This is a genomic window from Azospirillum lipoferum (genome assembly GCF_024170005.1).
GTDB lineage: Bacteria > Pseudomonadota > Alphaproteobacteria > Azospirillales > Azospirillaceae > Azospirillum > Azospirillum lipoferum.
The window spans coordinates 442660-457794 of sequence record NZ_JALJXJ010000002.1; the positions used below are offsets into that span (position 1 = coordinate 442660).

The following is a 15135-nucleotide window of genomic DNA, read 5'->3' on the forward strand; positions in this document are numbered from 1 at the left end:
TGGCCGAAGCGTAAGCGCAGCCTATATCGGTGGGTCCGGAGGAGACCAACCGAGCAGCCCGCATGTCCGCCACCCCCATCATCGTCTGGTTCCGCAACGACCTGCGCCTTGCCGACAATCCGGCGCTGACCGCCGCCGCCCAGGCCTCGGCGGAACGCGGCGCGCCGGTCATCCCGCTCTACATCCTGGAGGAGGAGACGGGAGATGGCTGGGGTTTGGGCGGGGCGCAGCGCTGGTGGCTGCATGGCAGCCTGGAACGGTTCGCCACCTGCTGCGCCCGCCACGGCTCGCCGCTGGTTCTGCGCCGGGGAGAACCGGGTGCCGTGCTCGACGCGCTGACAGCCGAGACGGGGGCGGAGTGCGTGCTGTGGAACCGCCGCTACACCCCCGCCCAGACTGCCCGCGATTCGGTAATCAAGGAGCGGCTGAAGGCGCGCGGCGTCGATGCCCGCAGCTTCAACGCCGGCCTGCTGGCCGAACCCTGGACCGTCCGTAACAAGAGCGGCGGCCCGTTCAAGGTCTTCACCCCCTTCTGGCGCCACCTGTCGGCGACGCTGAACCCGCCGCTGCCGACCCGCGCGCCGTCCACCCTGAAGGCGCTGGCGACCGCGCCGGCCAGCGATGACCTCGAAAGCTGGGGTCTGCTGCCAGGCAAGCCCGACTGGGCCGCTGGATTGCGCAAGCGCTGGGTGCCGGGGGAGATTGCGGCGCTGTCCCACCTCGCCGACTTCCTCGACGGGCCGGTCGGGGTCTATGTGACCGAGCGTGACCGGCCGGACCGACACGGGACCTCCGCGCTGTCGCCCTATCTGGCTTTCGGGGAGATCGGGCCGCGGCAGGTCTGGCACGCCGCCCGCCATGCCGCCGACGCCCGGCCGGAACTGGCGTCCGGCATCGACGCCTTCCTGCGCGAGATAGGCTGGCGCGAGTTCCAGTATCATTTGCTGCACCATGCACCGGAGCTGCCCGACAGCCCGCTCGACCACCGCTTCGCCGATTTCCCCTGGCGCGAGGATGCAGCGGGCCTGCGGGCCTGGCAGCGAGGGCGCACCGGCTATCCCATCGTCGATGCCGGCATGCGCCAGCTGTGGGAAACCGGCTGGATGCACAACCGGGTGCGGATGATCGTCGCGTCCTTCCTGATCAAGGATCTGCTTCTGCCCTGGCAGCAGGGGGAACGCTGGTTCTGGGACACGCTGGTCGATGCCGATCTGGCCCAGAATGCCGGCAACTGGCAGTGGGTGGCCGGCTGCGGCGCCGACGCCGCCCCCTTCTTCCGCGTCTTCAATCCCGTGCTGCAAGGCGAGAAGTTCGACGCGCAAGGCGATTACGTCCGCCGCCATGTACCCGAGCTGAACCGGCTGCCGCCGCGCTGGATCCACCAGCCCTGGGCCGCCCCGACCGAAGTTCTGCGGCAGGCCGGCGTCCGGCTGGGCGACGATTATCCGCACCCGATCGTCGACCACAGCGTCGCCCGTGACCGCGCTCTGGCTCTCTACAACGAACGCAAGGGCAAGGTGGAGACGGCCAACTGAATGGCGATCTTCACCGAAGAGTCACCGCTACGCCCGCAAATGGTCATGGCCGGTTGCTAGTCTGCTCAAAGCGGCCCGGTGCGGCCGCCCTGTCCCGCCCAGCCTTCTCGGGTCAGAGCCATACGGACGCCGACCACTTCCCCGCGGTCCAACCACGTCCCGGTTCCAAAAATGGCCCGGCCCCAAGACCAACAAATGCCACTCGACAAGGCGGTCCCCTTCCTGGGGCCGCCTTTTCCCTTGTCGCGTTGCATCGGCCGACAGAGTGTTATAAAGTAACACCCATGTCCGCGCTTCACGACCACACCCACTGCATCGCCGATGCCCTCACCCGTGCCGACGCGCTGTGCGCCGAACGGGGCGCCCGGTTGACCGCATTGCGCCGCCGTGTGCTGGAGCTGGTGTGGTCCAGCCACCGGCCGCGTGGCGCCTATGCGATCCTGGAGGATCTGAGCCAGCAGGACGGCAAGGCGGCGGCGCCGCTGACCGTCTACCGCGCGCTGGAGTTCCTGGTCGAACAGGGGCTGGTCCACCGCATCGAATCGCTGAACGCCTATGTCGGCTGTGCCGCACCGGGGGATGTCCATTCCGGGCAGTTTTTGGTGTGCGAGGCCTGCGGCGACGCCGCCGAGATCGACGATCCGGGTGTCGGCGCCGCCATCATCGCCGCGGCGGCCGGGCGCGGCTTCCGTGTCCAGCGCCCCACCGTCGAGGTGCGCGGCCTGTGCAAATCCTGTCAGGAGACTTCCCGTTGAGCGCTTCCGCCGCCCCTCCCGCCCGTCTTCCCGTCTCGGTGCTGACCGGCTTCCTCGGCAGCGGCAAGACCACGCTGCTCCAGGCGCTGCTGCGCAACCCGGCCATGGCCCGCACCGCCATCGTCATCAACGAGTTCGGCGAGGTCGGGCTCGATCATCTGCTGGTCGCCAAGGCGTCGGAGAACATGGTGCTGATGGACAGCGGCTGCCTGTGCTGCACCATCCGCGGCGATCTGGTCGACACGCTGCGCGACCTGTTCCTGAAGCGGGTGAAGGGCGAGATCCCCGATTTCGACCGGGTGGTGGTGGAAACCACCGGCTTGGCCGACCCCGCCCCGATCATCCACACCCTGATGTCGGACCCGCTGCTGGCCGCCCGTTTCCGCCTGGACGGCGTCATCGCCACGGTGGACGCGGCGCACGGCTCGCTCCAGCTCGACCGCCAGCCGGAAAGCGTGAAGCAGGCCGCCGTCGCCGACCGCATCGTGCTGACCAAGACCGACGTCGCCACCCCGGCGGCGACCGTCGCCCTGATGCAGCGCCTCGCCGCCATCAACCCGGCCGCCCCGGTGATCCCCGCCGCCCATGGCGAGGTCGACCCGGCGAAGCTGTTCGACGCCGGTCTCTACAATCCGGAGACCAAGAGCCCCGACGTCGCTCGCTGGCTGCGCGAGGAGGCCTATCGCGACGAGCAGGCCAAGGCGCAAGAGCATCACGACCACGGGCATGACCACCATGGGCACGACCACGATCATGGCCACGATCATGATCACGGCGACCATTGCGGTCCCGACTGCGGTCATGACCATCACCACCATGACGCCAACCGCCACGACGACCACATCCGCGCTTTCTGCATGGTGATCGACCGGCCGATTCCCTGGAACGGCTTCGTCGATTTCATGGAGGCGCTGATCGCCCAGGCCGGTGAGAACCTGCTGCGGGTCAAGGGCTTGCTGAACGTTCAGGAAAGCGAGCTGCCCGTGGTCGTGCACGGCGTCCAGCACATGTTCCACCCGCCGGTACGGCTGGAGGACTGGCCCAGCGACGACCATCGCACCAAGCTGGTCTTCATCACCCGCGACGTCGGCCAGCCGGTGATCGAGCCGCTGTTCAACGGGCTGGTCTGGGGCGAGGGGAAATAGGGTCGGTAGAGGGAGGGGGGATTCGTCAGCCGGGGCCCCCTCCCTCATTGCCCCACCAAACGCCGCAACGGACTGTCCCCCACTGTCCACACCCCACGGTCCGCCGCCTTGTCCCCTTCGAACACCAGCCAGCTCTGCCGGCCGTAATGCGGCAGCGGCCGGACCAGCGCCCGCAGCGCCTCGGCATCGGCACCCGACGCCACCAGCGTCGTCCGCCCGTCCGCCGTGCGCGACACCCACACCCGCGCACTGCCGCGACCGGCCAGTTCCGCCGGCACCGGCGGCAGCCCGCGCCGCTCCAATTCCCGTTCCACCGCCGCGTCGGTCCCGATCAGCAGCAGCGGCGCCACCCCACCGCCGCCTTGGCGCCCGGCACCGTCCATCAGCCGCCCGGCCAGCGTCCGCGCGGCCTCCGCCGCGTCGCCATCGGCGGCCATCACCCGCTCGGCACCCGGCCGCAGGGTCACGTCACGCAGGATCGGCGGCGCCTCCCCCGGCGCCAGACGGCGGAACAGATCGAAGTCGGGGTCGACCGACACCGCCTGTACCGACGCCCTGGCGGGCACCCTCAAGCTCGCCTGCCGGCCGTCGAAGCGGACGGTGTGGTCTTCCACCCCGGCCGCCGTCTCCAGCCGCACCGGCACGGTCAGGGCATAGGCTGCATCGGCCTCCTGCCGCAAAGTCAGCAGCACGCCGTCGCCATCGGCCCGCGCATCGACCAGGGTCAGCATTGGTGCCCCCCGCCGCTCCACCCATTGGCCGAACAACCCGCCGAGATCGCGGCCGGATGCCGCCTCGAAGGATCGGCGCAGGTCGGACCAGCCGGCATTGCGGAAGGCGAACCCGTTCCAGAACGTCCGGATGCCGGTGTTGAAGGCGTCGCGGCCGATCTCCGCCTCCAGCATGTGGAACAGCATCGCCGCCTTGCCGTAGCCGACGATCTGCGAGGCATCATGCGTCTTGGACAGGAACTCCGTCAGCGGGCGGTCGCGCTCGGCCGGCAAGGCGGCATAGTCGCGCAGCCAGTCCAGCCGCATTGCCCGCGCCGCATCGGCGCCGCGCGCCTGGGCGGCGGCATAATCAGCCATGTAGGTGGTCAGTCCCTCCGCCCAATTGCCGCCCTCGCCCACCCGCACGCCGTTGCCCCACCAGTTATGCATGATCTCATGGGTCAGCGACTGGCTGCGGATGAAGGGCAGCGGCAGCACCGCCCGGCCGATGGCGGTCAGGCCGGGAAAGCCCAGCCCGACCGGTGGCGGGACCGAGACGATGCTGAAGCCATGGAAGGGATAGACGCCGATGCGGGTGGCACCATCGGCAATCGCCTGCTCCGACAGGCCGAGATAACCGTCGGCCAGCCCGCTCTGCTCCGGATGACGGTAGAGCCGCAGGCGCAGCTTGCCCGCCATCCGCTCCTCGATCATCCAGGCCCCGGCGAAGACGGAGGGTTCCTCGACGCTGCGGTCCTCCTCGAACACGGCGCGATAGCCGGCGGTCTCACGCCCCTCCTCCACCAGCCGGCCGGTGGCGACGGCGACATAAGGCGCCGGCACCCGCACCGACAGACGCCATGTCGGCGACTCCTCGACCGCAATCGCCGGATCGGGCAGCCAACCGCTTAGCCCCGGCAGGAAAGCGCCCTCGCCATCCAGCGCCAGACCGGTTCCGGCGGCGAAGCCCGGCAGCCGCCCGCCATAACGGATGGTCACCGCCCCCCCACCCTCCGGCACCACCAGCCGCAAGCGCTCGCCGCGCCGGTCCACCGGGATGACGCGGTCGCCGGCCCGCACCTCCTGCACCGCCAGGGCCGGGTCCAGCTGCAAGGACTGCGCCCCGGCGGGCAAGGTCAGCCGGTCCACCGCCTCCATCCGGCCGGCGGCGGGATCGAGCGTCAGGTCGATGTCGTGGTGCAGCGGTGCGGCGAGGATCGGGGCCCCCACGCCCAGGGCCAGCGCCACTCCCGCCAGGGCAAGAGCCCGGATGCGCAGGATCGTCATGCCCATCAAGATGGGCGCCCCGGATGGCCACGCACGCGGTCATACAGTGACGACAGCCGGGCATCGCAGATCCCCAGCTCCTTCAGATGCTCCACCGTGTTGGCGAGATACTCGATGTTCGGACCGCGCTGGCCGCAGCAGCCGGCAATGCGACACACGACCGCGGTTTCGTCCAACCCACGGCAATATTGCGGATGAGTGCGGTCGACGATGAAGCAGCAGGCACTGACCGACTCCAGCCCCTCGGCCGACCGGCCGTCACGCAGGCGGACACGCAGCATTCTCGGCAGATAGACGCGGCTGTCCATCTCCCGCTCCCACAGGTAATCGAGCGTTTCCGGCACGTCCGCCGCCGCAACCCGGAAGACGATGCCCCGGCAGGAGCCGCCGCGGTCCAGCCCCAGCACCAGCCCCGGCCGCTCCGGCGTCCCGCGATAGCGGTGGGAGGCGACGCAGAAGCTGCGGTGATATCCCGGCAGGGTCGCCGCATGCCGCTCCGCAAAGGTGAAACCCGGGTTCCACATCAGCGAGCCATAGCCGAAGACCCACAGGTCGGCGCCGGGTTCGACGGCGATGTCGTGGGTCCAGGCGGGATGCAGGAGGGTCGAGTCGGGGGCCATGGAAGTTCGCAGGAAAACGGAACCGAATCGGCGGCGACCGAGCCTAGCATGTGGGGTTCGGGGTCGCTATAACGGTACGGAGATGGAACGGACATGCCACCGATGCGACCCAACGCCACTTCCCAACCCCCGCGCCGCCTGCTGACTGGACGCCGGATCGCGACCATCCTGGTGCTGATGGCCGTACTGCTGCCGGCTATCGCCTATTCGCTGTGGTGGTGGCAGGCGGCCCGCACCGTGCGCGACGGGCTGGAAAGCTGGGTCGCCGACCAGCGGGCCAACGGCGCGGTGGTGGAGCATGGCGGGCTGACCGTCCACGGCTTCCCCTTCGCCCTGCGGGCGGAACTGGACAAGCCGCATCTGGCGACGCGCGGCGCCGACTGGCAGGGTGCGCGGCTGGTGGCGGAGGCGGCGCCCTGGAACCCCACCCGCATCGCGCTGGCCTTTCCCGGTGAACATCGCCTGTCCGTCGTCCAGCCGGGCCAGCCGCCGGTCGACATCCTGGCCCCGACCGGAGGAAGCGGCGATGTGACCATGCGGATGTCGGGCACGCTGGAGCGGCTCGCCCTGCGTTTCACCGGCCTGACCGCGCAGGTCGCCGGCCAGCCGGTCCCGGTCGCCGCCCTTGACGTCGGCGCCGCCCAGCCCGACCAGCCGCCGGCCGAACGTGGTGTGGCCGGCCTGACCCTGACGCTGACCGCCGACGGGCTGACCCTGCCCGACGGCATGCCGCCGAACCTTGGCCGCGAGGTGAAGCGGACCGAACTGACCCTGCGCGTCATGGGCAACCCGCCGCGGCCGGAACCGGCCAGCCTGTCGGCCTGGAGCCGCGACGGCGGCACAGTGGAGGTCGACCGGCTGGCGCTGGACTGGGGGCCGCTGGCGGCGGTGCTGTCGGGCACGCTGGCGCTGGACGCCCAGTTGCAGCCGCAGGCGGCGCTGACCGCGGAGATCCGCGGCGCCCCCGCCATCCTCGATGCGGTGAAGCCGATGATGCGCCCGAACGAGGCGGCCATCGCCAGGACCGTCCTGACCATGCTGGCCCGCCCGACCGGTCCCAACGGCGAACCGGTGGTCACCGCCCCGGTGACGGTGCAGGACCGCTCGCTGTTCGTCGGCCCGCTGCGGGTCGCGGCCCTGCCCAAACTCGTCTGGTGACAAAAACGGGGCGGCGACCTGCCTGAATGGCGTGTGTGAACGGCGGAAATGCAACACCCGGCGGAGCGCATGACGGTTCCGTGACCGGCGCATCTTGTTTCACACGGCGGATCGGGTCAAATTGACGCAGTCCTTGTCGCGGCTGCCATGGTGCGTCGGTCGATGTGTCGGTTTCTTGCCTATTGCGGCGAACCCGTGTTCCTGGAAACGCTGGTCTGCACACCCTGCCATTCCCTGATCGAACAGTCGATGCACGCCGCGGAGGCGAAGACCGAGACCAATGGCGACGGTTTCGGCGTCGGCTGGTACAGCGAGCGGACCGAACCCGGCCGCTATTGCGAGATCCGCCCGGCCTGGTCGGACGAGAACCTGCAGTCGATCTGCAACCATGTCCGTTCCCACCTGTTCTTCGCCCATGTCCGGGCGGCGACCGGCACCGCGGTCAGCCGGGCCAACTGCCACCCCTTCAAGGCCGGGCGCTTCCTGTTCATGCACAACGGACAGGTCGGAGACTGGCCCCGCCTGCGCCGCCGGGTGGAGGCGATGATCCCGGACGAGCTGTACAGCACCCGTACCGGCACCACCGACAGTGAGGCGATCTTCCTCGCGGCACTCGGCCAGGGTCTGGAGCGGGATTCGGTCGGCGCCTTCCAGCGCGTGCTGCACGCCATCCGCGACGAGATGCAGGCACTGGACATCACGGCACCACTGCGCTTCACCGCCACCTGGACCGACGGCGACCGGGTGTGGGCGGTGCGCTGGGCCTCGGACGACAAGCCGCCGAGCCTCTACTGGCGCCGCGGCGAGAACGGCCTGATCGTGGTGTCGGAACCGGTCGACGCCCAGCGCGACCAGTGGCGTCCGGTTCCGCCCAGCGGCGGACTGGTGGCACGCATCGGTGCGGCACCGGAAATGTTCACATTTCACTGAAGCGAGGAGAATTGGGGAGGGGCATCCGCCACCCGCCGCCCCTCATCCCTCCAGAAGCAACCGTTCCTTCGGCAGCAGGATGGTCACCGCCGTGCCGCGTCCCGGCGCGCTGTCCAGTTCCACCCCGCCGCCATGCAGTTCGGCGAAACGCCGCACGATCGGCAGGCCCAGCCCGACCCCCTCATGCTGGCGGACCAGCGAGCGTTCGGCCTGGGTGAAGGGGTTGAAGATGCGTCCCATCAGTTCGGCGGGAATTCCCGGACCATCGTCGCGCACCATCAGCCCGACGAACTCCCCGCGATCCACCACCGCCACCGCGACATGGCCCTCGGGCTGGGTGAACTTCACCGCGTTGTCGAGCAGGTTCAGCACCATCTCGCGCAGCCGCCGACGGTCGATGCGCATACGGAAGGGCGGACAGGGCTGGACGGTCAGGTTCACCCGTTTGCCCGCCGCCTTCGGCGCCAGCATCTCGGCACAGCCGGTCAGCATCTGCGGGATGTTGACGTCGCTTTCCTGGATCTCGATGGAGCCGGTGGAGCCGCGTGTGTAGTCCAGGATGTTGTTGACCATGGTCAGCAGCGACCGGCCGCTTTCCTCGATCAGCTTCACATATTCCAGGTAATCGGGATGGCCCAGCTTGCCCATCCCCTCCCCCGCCAGCACATCGGCGAAGCCGATGATCGAGTTCAGCGGCGTACGCAGCTCGTGGCTCATCACCGCCAGGAAGTCCAGCTTGGCACGGTCGGCCTTGCGCGCCGCTTCCAGAGCGTCGGACAGTTCGGCGGTGCGCTCCGTCACCCGGCGTTCAAGCTCCCGGTTCTGTTCGGCGGCGCGGCGGTAGAGCTTGCGGATCTCCACCATGTTGCGGACGCGGTGCAGAAGCTCCCAGGCGATGAAGGGCTTGGTCAGGAAATCGTTGGCGCCGAGTTCCAGCGACTTGCGCCGGGTTTCCTGGTCGGTCTGGGCGGTCAGCACCAGGATCGGCACGTAATCGCCTTCGAAAACCGGCTTCAGCCGCTCCATCAGGTCGAAACCGCTCATGTGCGGCATGCGGATGTCGATCAGCAGCAGGTCGAATGGCTCGGCCGCGCAGAGGTCCGGCACCTTGCGCGGGTCGGTCTCCCCCCGCACCCGGCCGTATCCATCGTGGCTCAGGATTTCGCGCAGCAGGTCGACGTTGGACGGGTTGTCGTCCACGATCAGGATGCTCGCGTCCTTGACCTGCTGGGCGAGCGCCGGGTCGATCTGGCTCCTGTTCATCGGGAGCATTCACCTTTGAACCGTCCGCGTGGGCAATCAGATTTGTCCCTGAACGGATCGAATGCAATGGAAATGAGCGGACAACTTTACAAGGTTTCGCTCAGGCCCGCTTCTCCCAGCCGCCGCGGTCGGTCTGCTGCCAGTAGGTCAGGCTGTGACCGGCCGCCTTGCACGCCTTCCAGCGCTGGCGGGCAGCCAGCACCGCCTCCTCGTCATTGCCGTCGAACAGGTCGCAGACGAGGTCGTAGCCCTCCATCCGGTCGCTGACGCAGCCGTCCACCGTGACCAGCACGGTGGCGTTGTTCGGGTTCTCGTCGGCATCGGTCAGCCACACCGGCTGGCGCTCGGCGAAGCCGTCGCGCGCCGCCCCATGCGGCAGGAAGGAGCCGGGATCGTAGGTCCACAGATGCTGGTTCAGCATGTCCACCCGCTCCGGAGAACCGGCGAGCACGACGGCACGCCAGTTCCGCTCAAGAACCTTCTCCAGGATCTTGGGCAGCGCCTGTTCCATCGTGCGCCGTTGCAGGTGGTAGAAGCGGACTTCGGTCATGGCTCCTTCACGCACGCGTATCAGGCCTCGTGGAAGTCCGCCACGAAGCGGTCGAGCAGGCGCACGCCGAAGGCGGAGGCACCCTTCGGAACCGTGGCACCGTCCTTCTTCGCCCAGGCGACACCGGCGATGTCGATGTGCGCCCACGGCACCTCGTTGACGAAGCGCTTCAGGAACTGCGCGCCGACGATGCTGCCGGCACCGCCGCCCGATCCGGTGTTCTTCATGTCGGCGGCCGGCGATTCGATTTCCTTGTCGTAATTGTCGCCGAGCGGCATGCGCCACACCGGCTGGCCCACCTTCAGGCCGGCGGCCGTCAGGTTCATGGCGAGATCATCGTCGTTGGCGAACAGGCCGGCATGCTCGTGACCCAGTGCCACGATGATGGCGCCGGTCAGGGTGGCGAGGTCGATCATCAGCTTGGGCTTGTAGACGTCCTGCGCGTACCACAGGCAGTCGGCCAGCACCAGGCGGCCTTCGGCGTCGGTGTTGATGACCTCGATGGTCTGGCCCGACAGCGAGGTGACGATGTCGCCCGGACGCTGCGCCGTGCCCGACGGCATGTTTTCCACCAGCCCGACGATGCCGATGGCGTTGACCTTCGCCTTGCGGGCGGCCAGGGCGTACATGGTGCCGATCACGGTGGCGGAGCCGCCCATGTCCCACTTCATGTCTTCCATACCGGCCGCACCCTTGATCGAGATGCCGCCGCTGTCGAAGGTCACGCCCTTGCCGATGAAGGCGACCGGGCGCTTGTCGTCGGCATCCGGGTTGCCGTTCCAGCGCATGACGACCACGCGCGGCTCGAAGGCGCTGCCCTGGGCGACGCCCAGCAGGGCGCCCATGCCGATCTTCTTCAGCTTCTTCTGGTCGAGGATTTCCACCTCGACGCCGAACTGCTCCAGTTCCTTCGTCTTCTCGGCGAGGCTTTCCGGATAGATGACGTTGGCCGGCTCCGACACCAGATCGCGGGTGAAGCGGATGGCATCGGCCAGCGTGTCCAGCTTCTTGAAGGCCGACTTGGCCGCACCGTCATCCTCGACCAGCAGCGTCAGCTTGCGCAGGCTGGGCTTCGGCTCCTTCTTGTCGGACTTCCGGTCGTTGGTGCGGTACTTGTCGAACTTGTAGCTGCGGAGCTGCGCGCCGAAGGCGATCTCCGCCGCGGCGGCGGCGGGCGACAGCGTGGCCCCCTCCGGCAGTTCGACCAGCAGGGCAGCCTCGTCGGCGGCCTTGTCCAGCGTCACGGCGATCGCGCCGCCGGCGGCCTGCAGGACCAGATCGGTCAGGTCCGCAGCCTTGCCGATACCGACCAGCAGGATGCGGTCCAGCTCGGTCCCGGCCGGGGCGAGCAGCGTCAGCGTCTCGTCCTTCTTGCCGGTGAAGCGGGCGGCGGCCATGGCGCGGGCCAGCGCCCCGCCGGTCTTCTGATCCAGCTCGCTCCCGATCAGCCCGAGGCTGCGGTCGGCGGCGACGGTCACGGCGAGCACGCCGGAGGACGGCAGGGACGGCTTGGCGAAGGAGAACTTCATCTGGTCCTCTTGAGAGGGATTGGGCGAATACGCCCGGATGGCATCGGCGGCGGAAAGCCTACCCCACCGATAAGGAGCGCGCCACCCCGGCTGTCAAGGGTGGGGAGGGGAGACGCCCCCTCCCCCCTCACTCACGCATCGATCGCCTTGCCCAGTTCGACCGGATCGACCTCGCCCTGTTCCAGCGCCACGTCCGACACGCTCTCCTCCGACACGCTTTCCTCCGCGCGGCGCTCCAGCACGGCGGCGAAGAAGCCGTCGGTGTCGTGCTTCGCCGGGGTCAGCCGCAGATACGGACCCTCGACCGGCGGCGGCGCGCCGGCCTCCTCCTCCGCCCACACCTCGGCGACCGGCTTGACGATGAAGTCGTGGTGGGTTTGCAGGAAGGCCTCGACCTGGGCCTCGTTCTCGTCATGCAGCATGGAGCAGGTGGCGTAGATCAGCCGCCCGCCCGGCTTCACCAGACGCGCGGCGCTGTCCAGGATGTTGGCTTGCAGGGGCAGCAGCTGCTCCAGCCCCGGGCCGAGCTGGCGCCAGCGGGCATCCGGGTTGCGGCGCCAGGTGCCGGTTCCGGAACAGGGGGCGTCGACCAGCACGCGGTCGAACTTGCGCTTGTGGCGCTTCACCCAGGGGTCGCGCTCGCTGGTCAGCGGGTGGGCTTCGATGTTGTGCAGGCCGGCGCGGCGGAAGCGTTCGGCGGCGCGCTTCAGGCGCTTGTCCAGCACGTCGCAGGCGACGACCCGGCCCTTGTTCTTCATCAATGCTGCGACGGCCAGCGTCTTGCCGCCGGCGCCGGCGCAGAAATCCACCACCTGATGGCCCGGCTTCGGCGCCACCGCCAGCGCCACCAGCTGCGAGCCTTCGTCCTGGATCTCGACCAGACCATCCTTGAACGCCTCGACGCTGCCCAACGGCGGCCGGCCCTTCACCCGCAGCCCCAACGGTGACCATTGCGTGGTCTCCGCCGTGATCTGCGCCTTGGCCAGCGCCTTGATGGCGCTCTGCTGGTTGGCCTTCAGCGGGTTGATGCGCAGGTCGAGCGGGGCCGCCTCCAGCAGCTTCTCCATCTCCACCCCGAAGCGCTCGCCAAGCGAGGCGCGCATCGGTCCCTCCGCCCAGTCCGGACACTCCACCCGCACCGTCTCCGGCATGTCGGGATGGTCCATGGTGTGGCTTTCCAGCTTGCCGACCATCGCCAGCTCGTCGTCGGTCAGGCGGGCCGGGGCGAACTTGCCGCCGCTGAACATCTCCAGCACGACGCCGGCGTTGCGGCTCTCTTCCAGCAGCAGATAGGCCAGGACGCGGGCGCGCGGGGTGGGGCGCTCGTAGCCGCCGCGCTCGATCCACCAGCCGAGCCGGGCATGGCGGCGCAGGATCGCGTAGGCCATCTGGGCGATGGCGGTGCGGTCCTTCGAGCCGATGTAGCGGCGGTTGCGGAAATAGGCGCTCATCACCGCGTCGGCGGGGCGAGGGGTCTCGTCGATCTCGGTCAGCAGATCGATGACCGCCTGGAGGCGGGCGGCGGGTGTCATGGCGTCTGGTCCCTTGGGGTGTCTCATGGCGGCGAACGGGACCGCCCGCCCGCCTGTGCCCCCGGCATGGCCGGGGGTCGGGATGCAAACTGCGGACGGTCCTTCGCGTATGGGCTGTCGATACCGCGTTTGCCGCGCTCTGTCACGCCCTGCCGCCGCGCGGCTGCCCCGCTCGGCCTTCCAGCCGCCCTGCCGCCACCCTGCCCGTGACAAGCGGCCGCGACCTATCCGAAAGTGCAGGTTGGGGATTGACGACTCGGGGTAACCACCGGCACAAACGGTCGGGTGATGTGACCTTATCGTGACCGGACCGCCAGCGCGGCCGGGTGCTCAGAGGTCTTCGACGGACAGATCGGATGCTGGTGGCGGAGTGCGCGATGGCGGCTGCGGCTGGGGTGACGTGTGCGCGTGACGTGAGGAAAACCCTGCGGCGCGGCCTGCGGATGGTGCTGATGGGCGGCTTGCTGGCGACGCTGGCGGCCTGCGCCGGCACCGCCCCGACGGTCGAGGGGCAGCGGCGGACGGCCCAGCGCCCGACCTGGGATCAGGTCTCGCCCGACTTCCGCCATCTCGCCGGCTGGATCGACGACGACCATGCCCAGGCGGTTCCCGCCGTGCAGCGCACCTGCGGCTGGGTGAAGAACCAGCCGCCGGGCAAGCCGATGGGGCAGATGCGCGCCGCCGGCACCACCGACGACTGGCGCGCCATCTGCGCCGCCGCCCGCGACCTGCCCGCCGGCGACAGCGAGGCGGCCCGCCGCTTCTTCGAGACCTTCTTCACCCCGCGCGACGTCAGCAACGGCGAGAACGGCCTCTTCACCGGCTATTACGAGATCGAGCTGCACGGCAGCTGGACGCCGAGCGAGCGCTACAACGTGCCGCTCTACCGCATGCCGGCGCGCGGCAAGAACGGGCTGCCGACCCGCGCCCGTATCGAAGGCGGTGCCTTGAAGGGGAAGGGGCTGGAGCTGATGTGGGTCGACGACCCGGTCGACGCCTTCTTCCTGGAAATCCAGGGGTCGGGCCGGGCGATCATGGCCGACGGATCGGTGGTCGGCATCCATTACGCCGGCCAGAACGGTCACAGCTATTACCCGATCGGCCGCCATATCATCGACATCGGCGACGCCACGCCGGAACAGATGTCGTTGCAGACGATCCGGCGCTGGCTGAAGGACCATCCGGCCGAGGCCCAGCGGGTGATGAACCTCAACCCCTCCTACGTCTTCTTCAAGGTGAAGCCCGAGGTCGGCGCGCGCGGCGCCCGCAACATGGAGCTGACGCCCGGCCGCAGCCTTGCGGTGGATGCCGAGCACATCCCGCTAGGCGTCCCGCTCTGGCTGGAGGTGCGCGACGCCCCGGTGCCGGGCGGCGCCATCAACCGGCTGGTGGTGGCGCAGGACACCGGCGGCGCCATCAAGGGTCCGGTACGCGGGGACCTGTTCTGGGGCCACGGCCCGCAGGCGGAGGAAGGGGCCGGCGTGATGAAGGCGCGCGGCCACTACACCATGCTGGCGCCGCGCAACCTGTCGGTCGAGACCGCACAGCGGAAGTGATGACGGGGAACGAAAGCATCCGGCTGGAGCGGCTGACCGACCTGCCCGACCGCGGGGCGGCGCTGGCGGGCCTGGAGGAGATCTTCTTCGCCTCCACCACCCGGACGGAGTTCGCGTCCGCTGCCGACCGCGCCGCCTTCCTCGCCACCTGGACCGGCTGGTTCGTGGATGACGCGCCGCGGGACATCTGGATGGCGGTAGCGGCCGACGGTCAGATCACCGGCTATCTCACCGGCTGCAAGGACAGCGCGGGGTCGGTGGAGCTGGCGCGGCGCATCCCGAAATACGAGGTCTTCGCCGACCATTTCGCCGCCTACCCCGCCCATTTCCACATCAATGTCCGGCCGGGCTGGCGGGAGCACGGGCTGGGGCGACGGCTGCTCGACCGCTTCGCCGAGGATTGCCGGGCTGACGGCCTGCCCGGCGTGCATCTGGTCACTGCCGTCTTTGCCCGCAATGTCGGGTTCTACCAGCGCGCCGGCTTCACCGAGGCCTGCCAGCGCGGCCCCCTGCTGTTCCTCGGTCGCCGCCTGTGCTAGGCAGGGGCATCCCGCTGCCGGAAAGC

General features: G+C 69.3%; 13 protein-coding genes. 7 read left to right on the top strand and 6 right to left on the bottom strand.

Translation table 11 applies throughout. The features are described from left to right. Positions 1 to 62: 62 nt before the first annotated feature. From J2848_RS06000 to J2848_RS06010, 3 genes are all read left to right on the top strand, one after another. On the top strand, positions 63 to 1535 hold the full coding sequence (locus J2848_RS06000; protein WP_149230025.1) for a cryptochrome/photolyase family protein: 1473 nt from the start codon (positions 63 to 65) through the stop codon (positions 1533 to 1535). Between the two features lie 284 nt (positions 1536 to 1819). Then, entirely contained in the window at positions 1820 to 2290 is a 471-nt protein-coding gene (locus J2848_RS06005; protein ID WP_149230024.1) for a Fur family transcriptional regulator, read from the top strand. Beyond that, positions 2260 to 3435, top strand: a complete 1176-nt coding sequence (locus J2848_RS06010) for a CobW family GTP-binding protein (RefSeq protein WP_149230023.1) — start codon at positions 2260 to 2262, stop codon at positions 3433 to 3435. The genes J2848_RS06005 and J2848_RS06010 overlap by 31 nt, the downstream gene beginning before the upstream one ends. A gap of 44 nt (positions 3436 to 3479) precedes the next feature. Here J2848_RS06010 and J2848_RS06015 read toward each other — a convergent pair whose 3' ends face one another. Further along, complete coding sequence (locus J2848_RS06015; protein ID WP_170306949.1) at positions 3480 to 5438, bottom strand: M1 family metallopeptidase; 1959 nt, start codon at positions 5436 to 5438, stop codon at positions 3480 to 3482. Then, positions 5438 to 6052 carry a gamma-glutamylcyclotransferase gene (locus J2848_RS06020; protein ID WP_149230022.1) on the bottom strand — a complete coding sequence of 205 codons (615 nt, stop codon included), beginning with the start codon at positions 6050 to 6052 and terminating at the stop codon, positions 5438 to 5440. The genes J2848_RS06015 and J2848_RS06020 overlap by 1 nt, the downstream gene beginning before the upstream one ends. A 93-nt stretch (positions 6053 to 6145) precedes the next feature. On the opposite strand from J2848_RS06020, the gene J2848_RS06025 reads away from it, so the two are divergent. After that, positions 6146 to 7210 carry a DUF2125 domain-containing protein gene (locus J2848_RS06025; protein WP_149230021.1) on the top strand — a complete coding sequence of 355 codons (1065 nt, stop codon included), beginning with the start codon at positions 6146 to 6148 and terminating at the stop codon, positions 7208 to 7210. A gap of 162 nt (positions 7211 to 7372) precedes the next feature. Continuing rightward, positions 7373 to 8140 (top strand): class II glutamine amidotransferase, encoded by a 768-nt coding sequence (locus tag J2848_RS06030; protein ID WP_149230020.1) that lies wholly within the window; start codon positions 7373 to 7375, stop codon positions 8138 to 8140. A 42-nt stretch (positions 8141 to 8182) separates the two neighbouring features. Here the strand turns inward: J2848_RS06030 and J2848_RS06035 are convergent, their stop codons facing one another. From J2848_RS06035 to J2848_RS06050, 4 genes are all read right to left on the bottom strand, one after another. Beyond that, a complete protein-coding gene (locus J2848_RS06035; RefSeq protein WP_149230019.1) occupies positions 8183 to 9403 on the bottom strand; it encodes an ATP-binding response regulator in 1221 nt (406 codons plus the stop codon). Between the two features lie 100 nt (positions 9404 to 9503). After that, the gene (locus J2848_RS06040; protein WP_149230018.1) at positions 9504 to 9953 is read right to left on the bottom strand and encodes a DNA polymerase III subunit chi; all 450 of its coding nucleotides are present in this window, start codon (positions 9951 to 9953) and stop codon (positions 9504 to 9506) included. Positions 9954 to 9973: 20 nt separating this feature from the next. Continuing rightward, positions 9974 to 11482, bottom strand: a complete 1509-nt coding sequence (locus J2848_RS06045) for a leucyl aminopeptidase (protein ID WP_149230017.1) — start codon at positions 11480 to 11482, stop codon at positions 9974 to 9976. Between the two features lie 131 nt (positions 11483 to 11613). Continuing rightward, positions 11614 to 13014 carry an RsmB/NOP family class I SAM-dependent RNA methyltransferase gene (locus J2848_RS06050; RefSeq protein ID WP_149230016.1) on the bottom strand — a complete coding sequence of 467 codons (1401 nt, stop codon included), beginning with the start codon at positions 13012 to 13014 and terminating at the stop codon, positions 11614 to 11616. A 413-nt stretch (positions 13015 to 13427) separates the two neighbouring features. Between J2848_RS06050 and mltA the strand changes: the two genes are divergently transcribed. Continuing rightward, positions 13428 to 14570, top strand: coding sequence for a murein transglycosylase A (gene mltA / locus J2848_RS06055; protein ID WP_246193684.1), 1143 nt, complete (start codon positions 13428 to 13430; stop codon positions 14568 to 14570). Further along, positions 14570 to 15109, top strand: a complete 540-nt coding sequence (locus tag J2848_RS06060) for a GNAT family N-acetyltransferase (RefSeq protein ID WP_149230014.1) — start codon at positions 14570 to 14572, stop codon at positions 15107 to 15109. The genes mltA and J2848_RS06060 overlap by 1 nt, the downstream gene beginning before the upstream one ends. Positions 15110 to 15135 lie beyond the last annotated feature (26 nt).

Bases quoted from the DNA above. Each gene is read 5' to 3' on its own strand.
- J2848_RS06020 (WP_149230022.1), bottom strand. From the start codon at position 6,052: ATGGCCCCCGACTCGACCCTCCTGCATCCCGCCTGGACCCACGACATC.
- J2848_RS06050 (WP_149230016.1), bottom strand. From the start codon at position 13,014: ATGACACCCGCCGCCCGCCTCCAGGCGGTCATCGATCTGCTGACCGAG.
- J2848_RS06040 (WP_149230018.1), bottom strand. From the start codon at position 9,953: ATGACCGAAGTCCGCTTCTACCACCTGCAACGGCGCACGATGGAACAG.
- J2848_RS06045 (WP_149230017.1), bottom strand. From the start codon at position 11,482: ATGAAGTTCTCCTTCGCCAAGCCGTCCCTGCCGTCCTCCGGCGTGCTC.
- J2848_RS06005 (WP_149230024.1), top strand. From the start codon at position 1,820: ATGTCCGCGCTTCACGACCACACCCACTGCATCGCCGATGCCCTCACC.
- J2848_RS06060 (WP_149230014.1), top strand. From the start codon at position 14,570: ATGACGGGGAACGAAAGCATCCGGCTGGAGCGGCTGACCGACCTGCCC.
- J2848_RS06015 (WP_170306949.1), bottom strand. From the start codon at position 5,438: ATGGGCATGACGATCCTGCGCATCCGGGCTCTTGCCCTGGCGGGAGTG.
- J2848_RS06030 (WP_149230020.1), top strand. From the start codon at position 7,373: ATGTGTCGGTTTCTTGCCTATTGCGGCGAACCCGTGTTCCTGGAAACG.
- J2848_RS06000 (WP_149230025.1), top strand. From the start codon at position 63: ATGTCCGCCACCCCCATCATCGTCTGGTTCCGCAACGACCTGCGCCTT.
- J2848_RS06025 (WP_149230021.1), top strand. From the start codon at position 6,146: ATGCCACCGATGCGACCCAACGCCACTTCCCAACCCCCGCGCCGCCTG.
- J2848_RS06035 (WP_149230019.1), bottom strand. From the start codon at position 9,403: ATGAACAGGAGCCAGATCGACCCGGCGCTCGCCCAGCAGGTCAAGGAC.